Annotated in this window: 14 protein-coding genes; 7 read left to right on the forward strand and 7 right to left on the reverse strand. The window is 71.8% G+C overall.

Annotation, left to right across the window (positions count from 1 at the left end):
- Nucleotides 1-129: 129 nt before the first annotated feature.
- Together ACTWQJ_RS07990 and ACTWQJ_RS07995 are read right to left on the reverse strand one after the other, a co-directional pair.
- Nucleotides 130-381, reverse strand: a complete 252-nt coding sequence (locus ACTWQJ_RS07990) for a hypothetical protein (RefSeq protein WP_443305917.1) — start codon at nt 379-381, stop codon at nt 130-132.
- A 276-nt stretch (nt 382-657) separates the two neighbouring features.
- Nucleotides 658-1,125: a DUF7144 family membrane protein gene (locus ACTWQJ_RS07995; protein ID WP_443305918.1), complete on the reverse strand. Its 468-nt coding sequence runs from the start codon at nt 1,123-1,125 to the stop codon at nt 658-660.
- Between the two features lie 170 nt (nt 1,126-1,295).
- Here ACTWQJ_RS07995 and ACTWQJ_RS08000 point away from each other — a divergent pair, with 170 nt between their 5' ends.
- Together ACTWQJ_RS08000 and ACTWQJ_RS08005 are read left to right on the forward strand one after the other, a co-directional pair.
- The gene (locus ACTWQJ_RS08000; protein WP_443305919.1) at nt 1,296-1,781 is read left to right on the forward strand and encodes a hypothetical protein; all 486 of its coding nucleotides are present in this window, start codon (nt 1,296-1,298) and stop codon (nt 1,779-1,781) included.
- Nucleotides 1,782-1,783: 2 nt separating this feature from the next.
- On the forward strand, nt 1,784-2,935 hold the full coding sequence (locus ACTWQJ_RS08005; RefSeq protein ID WP_443305920.1) for a M24 family metallopeptidase: 1,152 nt from the start codon (nt 1,784-1,786) through the stop codon (nt 2,933-2,935).
- An 18-nt stretch (nt 2,936-2,953) separates the two neighbouring features.
- Here the strand turns inward: ACTWQJ_RS08005 and ACTWQJ_RS08010 are convergent, their stop codons facing one another.
- Nucleotides 2,954-4,609, reverse strand: coding sequence for a glycoside hydrolase family 13 protein (locus ACTWQJ_RS08010; protein WP_443305921.1), 1,656 nt, complete (start codon nt 4,607-4,609; stop codon nt 2,954-2,956).
- A 100-nt stretch (nt 4,610-4,709) separates the two neighbouring features.
- Here ACTWQJ_RS08010 and ACTWQJ_RS08015 point away from each other — a divergent pair, with 100 nt between their 5' ends.
- A complete protein-coding gene (locus ACTWQJ_RS08015; protein ID WP_443305922.1) occupies nt 4,710-4,835 on the forward strand; it encodes a hypothetical protein in 126 nt (41 codons plus the stop codon).
- Here the strand turns inward: ACTWQJ_RS08015 and ACTWQJ_RS08020 are convergent, their stop codons facing one another.
- Entirely contained in the window at nt 4,836-5,384 is a 549-nt protein-coding gene (locus ACTWQJ_RS08020; RefSeq protein ID WP_443305923.1) for a flavoprotein, read from the reverse strand.
- Between the two features lie 73 nt (nt 5,385-5,457).
- On the opposite strand from ACTWQJ_RS08020, the gene ACTWQJ_RS08025 reads away from it, so the two are divergent.
- Together ACTWQJ_RS08025 and ACTWQJ_RS08030 are read left to right on the forward strand one after the other, a co-directional pair.
- Complete coding sequence (locus ACTWQJ_RS08025; RefSeq protein WP_443305924.1) at nt 5,458-5,853, forward strand: 2'-5' RNA ligase family protein; 396 nt, start codon at nt 5,458-5,460, stop codon at nt 5,851-5,853.
- A complete protein-coding gene (locus ACTWQJ_RS08030) occupies nt 5,807-5,998 on the forward strand; it encodes a hypothetical protein (protein WP_443305952.1) in 192 nt (63 codons plus the stop codon). The genes ACTWQJ_RS08025 and ACTWQJ_RS08030 overlap by 47 nt, the downstream gene beginning before the upstream one ends.
- A gap of 123 nt (nt 5,999-6,121) precedes the next feature.
- On the opposite strand, the gene ACTWQJ_RS08035 is transcribed toward ACTWQJ_RS08030, so the two are convergent.
- Together ACTWQJ_RS08035 and thrS are read right to left on the reverse strand one after the other, a co-directional pair.
- Nucleotides 6,122-7,072, reverse strand: coding sequence for a nucleoside hydrolase (locus ACTWQJ_RS08035; protein ID WP_443305925.1), 951 nt, complete (start codon nt 7,070-7,072; stop codon nt 6,122-6,124).
- A gap of 46 nt (nt 7,073-7,118) precedes the next feature.
- Nucleotides 7,119-8,339, reverse strand: a complete 1,221-nt coding sequence (gene thrS, locus ACTWQJ_RS08040; RefSeq protein WP_443305926.1) for a threonine--tRNA ligase — start codon at nt 8,337-8,339, stop codon at nt 7,119-7,121.
- Nucleotides 8,340-8,677: 338 nt separating this feature from the next.
- On the opposite strand from thrS, the gene ACTWQJ_RS08045 reads away from it, so the two are divergent.
- Entirely contained in the window at nt 8,678-9,223 is a 546-nt protein-coding gene (locus tag ACTWQJ_RS08045; RefSeq protein ID WP_443305927.1) for a DUF2269 domain-containing protein, read from the forward strand.
- 5 nt (nt 9,224-9,228) lie between these two features.
- Here the strand turns inward: ACTWQJ_RS08045 and ACTWQJ_RS08050 are convergent, their stop codons facing one another.
- A complete protein-coding gene (locus tag ACTWQJ_RS08050) occupies nt 9,229-9,954 on the reverse strand; it encodes a DUF899 domain-containing protein (RefSeq protein WP_443305928.1) in 726 nt (241 codons plus the stop codon).
- A 213-nt stretch (nt 9,955-10,167) separates the two neighbouring features.
- On the opposite strand from ACTWQJ_RS08050, the gene ACTWQJ_RS08055 reads away from it, so the two are divergent.
- Nucleotides 10,168-10,944, forward strand: a complete 777-nt coding sequence (locus tag ACTWQJ_RS08055; RefSeq protein ID WP_443305929.1) for a hypothetical protein — start codon at nt 10,168-10,170, stop codon at nt 10,942-10,944.
- Nucleotides 10,945-10,992: the final 48 nt, after the last annotated feature.

Raw genomic sequence — 10,992 nt, forward strand, 5'->3', positions numbered from 1 at the left:
CCCGTCGACCGCCCCGCCCGAGACACCGCGTTCCTCCCCGACGGCTCCCGCATCCGACCCGGCGCGGCAGCGGCCCGACACGCCCCGCACCACTCCGGAGAGCACCCGGCCGGACGCCCCCGTCACGCCCTACCCCACAGGTCCGACGACGCAGACGGAGTCCGTCGTCCCGTCCCTGCCGTTGGTTCCGCAGCAGCGCACCGACTCCCCGGCCTCCGGCGCGACGCCCCCCGCCACGACCGCTCCGACGTCCGGCCCCGCGGACAGCGGCGGTACGGACCCGGGCACCACCCCGTCGACTCCGGCACCGGCACCGACCTCGCCCTCGTCGCCGGACTCGCCGGACTCGCCGTCGTCGCCGGAGCTCTGCCTGCTCGTCATCTGCCTCGGCGGCTAGGGCCTGTCCGGCGGATCAGGTCGCAGGAAATCGGCGGCACCCTATAAGCGCGGGTGAGCGGGGTCTGGTGCGTCCAGCTGCAAGGCGGAGGAGGGAGTCGACGCGATGGGGGTCCCCCCGCTCGAGCGAAGTCGAGAGTGGGGGAGTCGGCGACCGACGACAACGCGGCAGATGGGGGGCGTGCCAGACCCCGCGTCTGCGGCATGATCCGCCGGACAAGCCCTAACCGCGCCGGGCGGTGTCAGCAGCCGAACCTTGTGTCACAACCGCTGGTGCTGCGGGTACTGCGTCGCCAGCGCCCAGATGACGAAGAAGTCGACGGCGATCAGGATCAGCGCCCACAAGGGGGCGTACGGCAGGAAGAGGAACTGGGCGATCAGGCTCAGCGAGGCCAGGGCGATACCGGCGAGGCGGGCCCAGCCGGCGCCCTTGAGGATGCCCCAGCCGGTGACGAGGGCCACGACGCCGAGGACCAGCAGGATCACGCCCCAGCCGGTGAGGTTGATCTCGTAGATGTAGGAGCCGATCCGGGCGTACACGTCGTCCTCCGCGATCGCGGCGATGCCCTGGAAGATCGCCAGGATGCCGTTCAGCGTCATCAGGACGCCGGCGAAGTGGATGCCGCCGGTGAGTGCGCCAGGGGCGCCGGGCGGAGGAGGAGCCGGGGCGGCTCCCCGGTGCGCGGTGTCCCAGACCGGCGGCTCGTTCGCGTGCGGCTGGTCGGTCATGGCCGGGCTCCGTCTCTGTCCTGCGTTGCCCTGAAAGGCTCCTGCTTCAAGGATCCGGGCCGGTCCCGGCCGCCACCACGGGACGTACGCCATCCGGGTGAAGGCCATGCGGATGCGGGGTCGCGCGGGTGGGCCTTCACTGGAGTGGAGGACGCATTCAGGGAGGCAACATGGCCCGTTACCGGACGCGGTGGTGGGCGGTCGGAGCGGCGCTGGTGGTGGCCGTGGGCGCCGGGCTGACCGGTTGTACGAACGACAACGACACCGAGCCGCGGCCCACCGATGCCGCCTCGGTCGTGGAGTCGGCCGCCTCGCAGGCCTCGGACTTCTGGGCGTCGGCGACCGCCGAGGCCGAGCGCAGGATCGACGAGATCACCAAGGGCATCGACGTCAGGGACGACGTTACCCTCGGCAGGCCGACGACCGCCGACGACGGACGGACCACCGTCGAGGTCACCGCCCGGAACACCACCGACTCGACGAAATCCTTCATCGTGCAGGTCGACTTCAAGAACCGGGACGGCGACTTCCTCGACACCGTCGTCGTCACCGTCTCCGACGTCCCGGCCGACGGGAGCGGCGAGGCCACCGCCCGCAGCACCCACGAGCTGCCCGGCGACGTGCAGGTGGAGGTCGCACGGGCCGTGCGGTACTGACCATGGGCGAGACGGCGACCGCGGTGACCTTCACCGAGCAGGACTACGCCGCGCGCATGCACCGGGCGGCGCGCGACGCGGCCGCCGCCGGGCTGTCCGGGCTGCTGGTCACGCCCGGCCCGGACCTGGAGTGGCTGTGCGGCTACCGGCCCCCCGCGATCACCGAACGCCTCACCCTGCTCGTCCTCACCCAGGACTCCGAGCCCCGTCTGCTGGTCCCCGCACTGGAACGCCCGGACGCGACCGCGGCCCCCGGCGCCGGTGCCCTGCGGATCACGGAGTGGCGGGACGGCCAGAACCCGTACGCCGCGGCGGCCGGACTGCTGCGCCCCAACGGGCGGTACGTCGTCGGCGACGCGACCTGGGCGATGCACCTGCTCGGCCTCCAGGAGACGCTGCCGCTGACCACGTACCACGCGCTGAGCGTCACGCTGCCGTTGCTGCGGGCGGTGAAGGACGCGCACGAGGTGGAGCGGCTGGCCGCGGCGGGGGCGGCCGCGGACGCGGCGTACCGGGACATCCTGTCGGTACGGTTCGCCGGGCGCCGGGAGAGGGACGTGGCCGCCGACCTGGCCCGGCTGCTGCGTGCACATGGGCACAGCCAGGTCGACTTCACCGTCGTCGGCTCCGGTCCGAACGGCGCGAACCCGTACCACGAGGCGGGCGACCGGACGATCCAGGACGGCGACATGGTCGTCCTGGACTTCGGCGGCCTGAAGGACGGCTACGGCTCCGACACCACCCGTACCGTGCATGTCGGCGAGCCCACCGCCGAGGAGCGCAGGGTGCACGACATCGTGCGGGCCGCGCAGCAGGCCGCGGTCGATGCGGTACGGCCGGGCGTGGCCTGCCAGGACATCGACCGGGTGGCCCGGTCGGTGATCGAGGACGCCGGGTACGGCGAGTACTACGTCCACCGCACCGGGCACGGCATCGGCGTCACCACCCACGAGCCGCCGTACCTCGTGGCGGGCGAGGCGCAGCCGCTCGTGCCGGGCATGTGCTTCTCCGTCGAGCCCGGCATCTGTCTGCCGGGCCGGTTCGGCGTCCGGATCGAGGACATCGTGACCTGCACGGAGCACGGCGGCCGCCGGCTGAACGACACCCCGCACGAGCTGGCCGTCGTCGACGGAACGGCTACTGCGGGCCGGTGAAGGCGGGGCAGGCCCCGGTCACAGTCCCAGCCACGCCGTGGTGTCCGGGCCCAGACGTCCGTCGGGCTCCAGCGGGGCGCTGGTCAGCAGCGGCTCCCCCGGCGGCATCGGTACGGGCGTGCCGGACAGGTTGGCCACACAGCGCCAGCGGTCGGAACGGGTGAACTGCAGAACGCCGGGCAGGGTGTCCTCCGCCCAGGTCAGCGTCTCGCCCTCGACCAGCTTGCGGCGCAGCCGCAGGGCCCGGCGGTAGAGCTCCAGGGTCGAGCCCTGCACCCCGTCCTGGGCCTGGACGGCGTACGACGCGAAGCTCGCCGGCTGCGGCAGCCAGGCACCGCCCGCGCCGAAGCCGTACGAGGGACCGGTCGTCGTCCACGGCAGCGGCACCCGGCAGCCGTCGCGGCCCTTGCGGACCCGGCCCGTCTGCTCCCAGATCGGGTCCTGGAGGACCGCGGTGGGCAGGTCGGCGACCTCGGGCAGGCCCAGCTCCTCCCCCTGGTAGACGTACGACGACCCGGGCAGCGCCAGCATCAGCAGGGTCGCCGCCCGCGCGCGCCGCAGCCCGGCCACCTCGTCGATTGCGGGCGCGTGGCCGCCGGACAGCAGCCAGGCGTTGTCGTCCGTGCCGGGCGGGAGCATGAGGCGGGAGGTGTGGCGTACGACGTCGTGGTTGGACAGCACCCAGGTGGCCGACGCACCGGCCGCGCGGGCGTCCGCGAGCGAGTCGGTGATGACCCGGCGCAGCTCGTCGGCGTCCCAACCCGCCTGCAGGTACTCGAAGTTGAAGGCCTGGCCGAGTTCGTCCGGGCGGGCGTACCGGGCGCGGCGGGCGCCCGGGACCCAGGCCTCGGCGACCGCCATACGGGGCGGGGAGTAGGCGTCGAGGATCTTGCGCCAGTCGCGGTAGATCTCGTGGACCTCGTCGCGGTCGTAGAAGGGATGGGTCCCTGGGGCGAATTCACTCAGCGCCTTCTCGTCGCTCAGCTCGGGCGCACCGAGGTCGCGCAGCGGTTCGCTCAGGTCCTTGGCGAGGGCGTGGGCGACATCGACGCGGAAGCCGTCGACGCCGCGGTCGGACCAGAACCGCAGGGTGGTGCGGAAGTCGGCGCGGACCTCCTCGTTCTCCCAGTTGAGATCGGGCTGCTGGGGCGCGAAGAGATGCAGATACCACTGGCCGTCCGGTACCCGCCGCCATGCGCTGCCGCCGAAGACGGACTGCCAGTCGGTGGGCGGGAGTTCGCCGTGTGCGCCGCGGCCGTCCCGGAAGACATAGCGTTCGCGGGCGCCGGAGCCGGGCCCGGCGCGCAACGCCTCCTGGAACCAGACGTGTTGGTGGGAGGTGTGGTTGGGGACGATGTCGACGATGACCTTCAGGCCCAGGCGGTGCGCCTCGGTGACCATCGCGTCGAAGTCGTCGAGTGTGCCGAGCCGCGGGTCGACGTCGCGGTGGTCGGCGACGTCGTAGCCGCCGTCGGCGAGTTCGGAGGGGTAGAAGGGGCTCAGCCACAGGGCGTCCACGCCGAGGGCGGCGAGGTGGGTCAGGCGCTGGGTGATGCCCTTCAGGTCGCCGAGCCCGTCGCCGTCCGCGTCGGCGAAGCTGCGCGGATACACCTGGTAGATCACGGCCTGGCGCCACCAGTCGGGGTTCTTCGGGGAGAGGTCGGGCGTGGTCACTCGGTCTCCTCTGCTGTGTGGGCGGCTCTGCTTGCGGGCAACAGGAGGACTCTGTCCAGTTGGCCGGAAAAGCGAACATCGACATGCGGCGGAGTGATGGATGGCGGGCAGCGCGGGGATCGTGGTCGCCACGCATCGCGGCATATCGACGAGGACCGGGGACGCCATCGTCCGCGAACCCGGCCGGGCGCGGGGCATCCAGGCCGGCGCGCTGACACCCACGTGATCAGGTGCGCGTGATCTCCACTACGGCGTCAAGGACCAAGTGCCAGGGGTACTCCCTCGGCTTGCCCTGACCGGGCTGGTTCGGCACGAAGCCGCCGTCCCCGTACAGCACCTGCACACCCATGGCCCGCAGCTCCCCGATGCTCCGCTCGAACTGCCGATGCTGCACATAGGCGGCGTTCACGCACGGCATCGTGACCGTCGGGATGCGCTTGCCGATGCCCTCGGCGACGACGCCGACCACGAAGTCGTGCGTGAGGCCGAGCGCCCACGAGTTGATCGTGTTGAACGTGGCCGGCGCGACCGCGATCACGTCAGCCATCGGCCACACATCCGGCTCGCCAGGCACCTTGTACTCGCTGCGCACGGGGTGTCCGGTCAGCCACTCCAGCTCGGTGAGTTGCGGTGCGAGCCAGCGCGCGGCGGTGGGGGTGAGGCCCAGGCACACGTCGAAGCCGCGGGCCTGCGCGTCCCGGATGACCTCCGCGACGTCGAAGACGGGCGGGGCTGCTGAGCCGAACAGATAGAGCACGCGACGAGCGGTCGTCATGCACCTATCCGACCGCACGCAACCGCCCCCGTTCACCGGGGAGTCGGGGGCTGAGGTGGCAGCATGCCGTGTCATGGCAGACAGCAGCACGAGCAGGTTTCAGGCAGGCCGGACGGGACTCATCGTCAGGATCCCGGACGCGGAGCCTGCCGTCCGCGCATGGCGTGAACGGTTCGATCCGTCGGCCCGAGCAGGGGTTCCAGCACATGTCACGGTGCTTTTTCCATTCCTCGACGAGAGTCGAATAGATTCGCGTGTCTGCTCGGCTCTCGCTGACGCGCTCGGCAGGCATCATGCCTTTGACCTGCGCTTTGAGAATTGTGGGCGGTTTCCCGGCGTGCTGTATCTCGTTCCTGACCCAGACGCGCAGTTGCGGCGGCTCACTGAGGTGATCGCTGACCGGTGGCCCGAGGCCCCTCCAAGTGGGGGGCGAGTTCACCGAGGTCGTGCCCCACCTGACCGTCGCTGACGGGCAGAACGATGCTGTCCTGGATGAAATTGAGGCGGACCTTCTCAGCAAACTGCCCTTCACGTCCCGGGTCTCGTCGGTTGACCTCATGGTGCATGACGGCGCGAAGTGGCTAGAGCGGGCGTCGTTCGCACTTCGTGAATGAACGGGCCGAGAGCTTGGCCGGTCCGCCGCAACGTGCAGCGGACTTCAGGAACTCGGAGCAGTCCGGACCCAAGGCAAGCACGCCCTCGATCCATGGCACCAGGAACCGTCTGACCTCCTACAGCTACCCCTCCACCACCGACAGCCAAAGCTTCACGTACCGCTCCTCGTCGACGTCCAACGCCACGTCGACGAGGGGCTGTTCGCGTGTGCCGTCGTGGATTTCGGACTCGCCGGGGCGGGGGCGGCGGTCGACGACGGTCTGGCCTCGGGTCGGGCCCGGGGCGAGGGAGACCTCCACCGGGAGCGGCTGTGTGGTGAGCCCGGCCGGGTCGGCGACCGCGCACACGGCGCCCGCGTCGCCGAGGCCGCCCGCCGGGTCCTCTTCGGTGCCGGGCCCCCGGTGGGCGAGCAGCTCACCGCCGAGGCGGGCGCCCGGTTCTGGGCTTGCGCGCAGCCGCCGTACGTCCGAGGCGGGGACGACCACGCGCATGAAGACGTCCAGGCCGTACATCGTGATCGGCACGCCGGCCGTGAGGAGGACCGCCGCGGCCTCCGGGTCGTGCCAGACGTTGAACTCGGCGACCGGCGTGGCGTTCCCCGTGGTCACCGCGCCGCCCATGAAGACGATGCGTTCGATGTTGCGGGTCACCTCCGGGTGGGTGCGCAGGAGCAGGGCGATGTTCGTCAGGGGCGCCGTGGGAATGAGGGTGACCGGGCGGGGGGACGCGAGGATCTCCCGGCGCAGAAGGGTCACCGCGTCCACGTCCACCGGCCTGCGGGTGGGGGCCGGCAGGCCGAGGTCGCCCATGCCGTCGTGGCCGTGGACCCGGGCGGAGCGCGGTGCCTCGATCAGCGGGCGTTCGGCGCCCCGGGCGACGGGGATACCAGGGGCGCCGGCCTGTTCGAGCACGGTGAGGGTGTTGCGGACCACGCCGTCGACGTCCGTGTTCCCGGCGACACAGGTGATCGCGCGCAGGTCCAGGCCCGGGTGCCGTACGGCGAACAGCAGGGCCAGGGCGTCGTCGACGCCGGTGTCGCAGTCGATGATCACGGGGATGGGCTGACCGGTCACGTCCAGGCTCCTCTCACCCGGGCCTTGTTGCCCTACGGCAGTGACCCTACGCGGATTCCCACAGCTCGGAGCGCCGGTCCCGGACGCGGGCGGCGATCAGCCGCAGCAGCTCCGCAGCGGATACCGCCCCTGGCCGGCGGCCGTCCCGCAGCCGCACCGCCACCAGGTCACCGTCGGCCTCCCGCGCCCCGATCACCGCCTGGTACGGCACCAGCCGCGCCGCCCGGATCCGGGCCCCCAGGCTGCCCTGCCCGGGGTCGTGCAGCTCCGCGCGGAGGCCCTGCGCGGTGGCCTGGTTCAGGACGGACGCGGCTCGCTCCTCCTGCGCCTCGGACACCGGCAGGATCGCCAGCTGCACGGGCGCCAGCCAGGGCGGGAACGCGCCGCCGTGCTGCTCGATGAGGTGGGCGACCGCCCGTTCCACGCTGCCGATGATGCTGCGGTGGACCATGACCGGCCGGTGTTTCGCGCCGTCGGGGCCGGTGTAGTGCAGGTCGAAGCGGGCGGGCTGGTGGAAGTCGATCTGCACGGTGGAGAGGGTGGTCTCGCGGCCGGCCGGGTCCGCGATCTGTACGTCGATCTTCGGGCCGTAGAAGGCCGCCTCGCCCGGTGCGGACTCGTAGGGGAGGCCGGAGGCGTCGAGGGCCTCCTCGAGCAGGGCGGTCGCCCGGCGCCACAGGGCCGGGTCGGCCACGTACTTGCCGCCCTCGGCGGGCAGGGACAGGCGGTGGCGGGCCGCGCGGATGCCCAGGTCGGCGTAGGCGCGGCGGATCAGCTCCAGGGCGGCTCGGGCCTCGTCCACGGCCTGCTCCAGGGTGCAGAAGATGTGCGCGTCGTTGAGGTGGATCGCCCGGACCCGGGTGAGGCCGCCGAGCACGCCGGACAGCTCGGAGCGGTACATGCCGCCCAACTCGGCGATGCGGAGGGGAAGTTCGCGGTAGCTGTGGGAGCGGGAGCGGTAGATCAGGGCGTGGTGGGGGCAGAGGCTGGGGCGCAGGACGACCTCCTCGGCACCCAGTTTCATCGGCGGGAACATGTCGTCGCTGTAGTGGGACCAGTGGCCGGAGATCTCGTACAGCTCCCGTTTGCCGAGGACGGGCGAGTACACGTGCCGGTAGCCGGCGGCGCGTTCGGCCTCGCGGATGTACTCCTCCAGGGTGTGGCGTACGACAGCCCCGTCGGGCAGCCAGTACGGCAGGCCGGCACCCATCAGGGGATCGGTGTCGAACAGGTCGAGATCACGGCCGAGGCGGCGGTGGTCGTGCACGGGGTTCTCCCTCGCTCCGGGGGGCGAGGAACCGCCAGGGGACGACGAAGCCCCGGGGCACTCGCCCCGGGGCTTCGACTTCTGCGTCGTCTGCGTCAGTGGTCAGCGCGCCGGGACACTCTCCGGCGTCGTCGTGAGAGACGGGTGGGCGCGCTTCATGGGGTGACGGTAACGGGGGTCGGCGATGCGCGCGAAGGATTTTCGGTGGGCGCTCGGCTCTCCTCCGCGCGTCCGTACGCCGATGTACGCCCGTACGCCGTCCGTACGCCGAGGCCAGTACGCGAGGTTACTCCCGCTGTCAGACGTCGTCGCCGCTCCCGCCCGGCACGGTGTTGGGCATGAAACTGAACCGGCCCGCACGGCGGGCTTCCCTCGTCGTCCATGTGGCCGCCTCCGCAAGCTGGCTCGGGCTCACGCTCGGGCTGCTCGCGCTCGGGGTCACCGCGACGACCACCGGGTCCGCGGTGACCGTGGAGGCCTCCGTCCGGGCCATGAAGCTCTTCGCCGACTGGCTGCTGCTCCCCGTCGCGTTCCTCACCCTCCTCAGCGGCCTGCTCCTGTCGCTGGGAACGGCGTGGGGGCTGGCGCGGCACCGGTGGGTCTACACCAAGTTCTGGCTGACCCTGGCCACGACCACCGCCACGGTCTTCGCACTGCGCCCCGGCGTGAACTCGGCGGTCACCGCCGTCGCCGCGGGCGGCCCGCTGCCCGACGCCGGTGACGTGCTGTTCGGGCCGGTCGTCTCCCTGTCCGCCTACGCCTTCATGACGGTGATCTCGATCCTCAAGCCGTGGGGACCGACCCGGCGCGGCCGACGTCTACGGGCGGCTGTCCGCACTCCGGCAGCACCAGCGCCGCGGGCGCGTACCCGAGCCCTTCCGTGAAGTGTTCAGTCCTGCCGGCCTCGCGGGCCTCGACGCGTTGTCTCCAGCCACTCCTCCGCCGGCTCGGCGTCGCCGTATTCGTCGTGCCAGTTCCACCATTCGTACGGCGGGGTCTGGGGATAGCCCTCGGGAGAGTCCTCCCATGTCTCCTGCCGCCCGAGTGCCGTCATGTCGAGGTAGCTCCAGAGGCTCCCCATGGCCTCGTCGCCGCGGGCGTTGATGAAGTAGGTGCGGAACACTCGGTCGTCATCGCGGATGAACGCGTTCGTGCCGTGCCACTCGTCCACACCGAAGTCGATGTCGAAATCGTCGGTGATCGTGTACCAGGGCATCGCCCAGCCCATCCGTGCCTTCACCCGCTCGATCTCGGGCTGCGGTGCGCGCGAGGCGAAGGCGAGCGTGGTGTCGCGGGCGTTCAGATGGGCCAGGTGGCCGACCTGGTCGGCCAGCATGGAGCAGCCGCGGCAGGCATGGTCCGGCCAGCCGGACACGCCCGGCTCGAAGAAGGCGCGGTAGACGATCAGCTGACGACGGCCCTCGAACAGATCGAGCAGACTCACCCTGCCGGCGGGTCCGTCGAACTCGTACTTCTTCTCCACCGCCTGCCACGGCATCCTGCGCCGCCTGGCAGCCAGTGCGTCACGGGCGCGGGTCAGCTTCTTCTCCTCCACGAGCAGCTCCTGGCGCGCAGCCTCCCACTCCTGTGGCGAAACGATTGGGGGCGTCTTCATGATGACGTTCACCTTCCGGGTCGGTGCGGGCTCACGTATCCAGGGTCGGCCGCCACCGACACGGGCGCACGCCGATGCACGAGGGGTGGGGCATGCGTTTGCGGTGCGCCCACAGCGCCGCTCACCCGTACGGCCCGGCACCGCTGGCGCCCGGCGGGAGCCGGTGGTGCCGTGGATGTACGACTGTCGGAAAGTCCCCCTGGAGGCACCTCTATGACCCGACCCCCGGCCGCCCGCGCCTTCCTCGCCTCCGCCCTTTCGGCGGGGGCGCTGCTGACGGTGGGCGGCTGCTCCGGTGCGCAACCCTGGGCGGCCCGGCAGGCCGCCGCCTCCGCATCGCCCGTCGTCTCCGCCACGCCCCCGTCCGCCACCGGGGTGCCCGCCCTCACCGAGGCACAGGCCCGGTCGGCGCTGATCACGGAGGCCGACCTGGGTGAGCCATGGGCGCCGACGCAGGGCTCGGCGACCTGGCGGGACGCGTTCCTCAAGGCCTCCGCTCCCGCCGACCGGCGCGACTGCGGGCGTCTACTCGACGGGCTCTACGCCGACGAACTGCTCGGCACCCCGGCCCGCGCGGTGACCGGCCTGGACGACGGGGACGAGGGGGCCCAGCTGCGCCACCAGGTGACCACTCAGCGCGCGGGGGACGTGGACCGCACGCTGGCCTGGCTGGGAACGCTGCCGGAGAAGTGCGGGGAGTTCACGGCGACGACCGCGGGCGGGGTGGAGCGGAGGGTGGAGGTTTTCGACGCGGAGCTGCCGGAGGTCGGGGACGCGCGGCAGGGCCTGCGGATCACCGTCACCGACGACACGGACTACGAGCCCGTCACCCTCACCCTGGACGTCGCGGCCGTACGGGTGGGTGAGGACGCGTTCACCCTCACCCACGGCGGCCTCGGGGACGTGTACATGGAGGTCACCCATGAGGCGGCCGAACTGGGCGCCGAACGGCTCGCGGAGGTCAGGAAGCAGGGCCGGGCACTGGTGTGAGGCTGTTCGGCGAGACCAGGGCCCTGTCGTCATTTCCCTTCGTCCGCC

It is taken from the genome of Streptomyces sp. KR55, from assembly GCF_052245645.1.
In the GTDB taxonomy this organism is placed as follows: Bacteria; Actinomycetota; Actinomycetes; order Streptomycetales; family Streptomycetaceae; genus Streptomyces; species Streptomyces flavusporus.

What these genes read in the sequence shown, in the direction of transcription:
- ACTWQJ_RS08000 (WP_443305919.1), top strand. Translation starts at nt 1,296, where the DNA reads ATGGCCCGTTACCGGACGCGGTGGTGGGCGGTCGGAGCGGCGCTGGTG.
- ACTWQJ_RS08015 (WP_443305922.1), top strand. Translation starts at nt 4,710, where the DNA reads ATGGCGGGCAGCGCGGGGATCGTGGTCGCCACGCATCGCGGCATATCG.
- ACTWQJ_RS08025 (WP_443305924.1), top strand. Translation starts at nt 5,458, where the DNA reads ATGGCAGACAGCAGCACGAGCAGGTTTCAGGCAGGCCGGACGGGACTC.
- ACTWQJ_RS07990 (WP_443305917.1), bottom strand. Translation starts at nt 381, where the DNA reads ATGACGAGCAGGCAGAGCTCCGGCGACGACGGCGAGTCCGGCGAGTCC.
- ACTWQJ_RS08005 (WP_443305920.1), top strand. Translation starts at nt 1,784, where the DNA reads ATGGGCGAGACGGCGACCGCGGTGACCTTCACCGAGCAGGACTACGCC.
- ACTWQJ_RS08055 (WP_443305929.1), top strand. Translation starts at nt 10,168, where the DNA reads ATGACCCGACCCCCGGCCGCCCGCGCCTTCCTCGCCTCCGCCCTTTCG.
- ACTWQJ_RS07995 (WP_443305918.1), bottom strand. Translation starts at nt 1,125, where the DNA reads ATGACCGACCAGCCGCACGCGAACGAGCCGCCGGTCTGGGACACCGCG.
- ACTWQJ_RS08050 (WP_443305928.1), bottom strand. Translation starts at nt 9,954, where the DNA reads ATGAAGACGCCCCCAATCGTTTCGCCACAGGAGTGGGAGGCTGCGCGC.
- ACTWQJ_RS08045 (WP_443305927.1), top strand. Translation starts at nt 8,678, where the DNA reads ATGAAACTGAACCGGCCCGCACGGCGGGCTTCCCTCGTCGTCCATGTG.
- ACTWQJ_RS08020 (WP_443305923.1), bottom strand. Translation starts at nt 5,384, where the DNA reads ATGACGACCGCTCGTCGCGTGCTCTATCTGTTCGGCTCAGCAGCCCCG.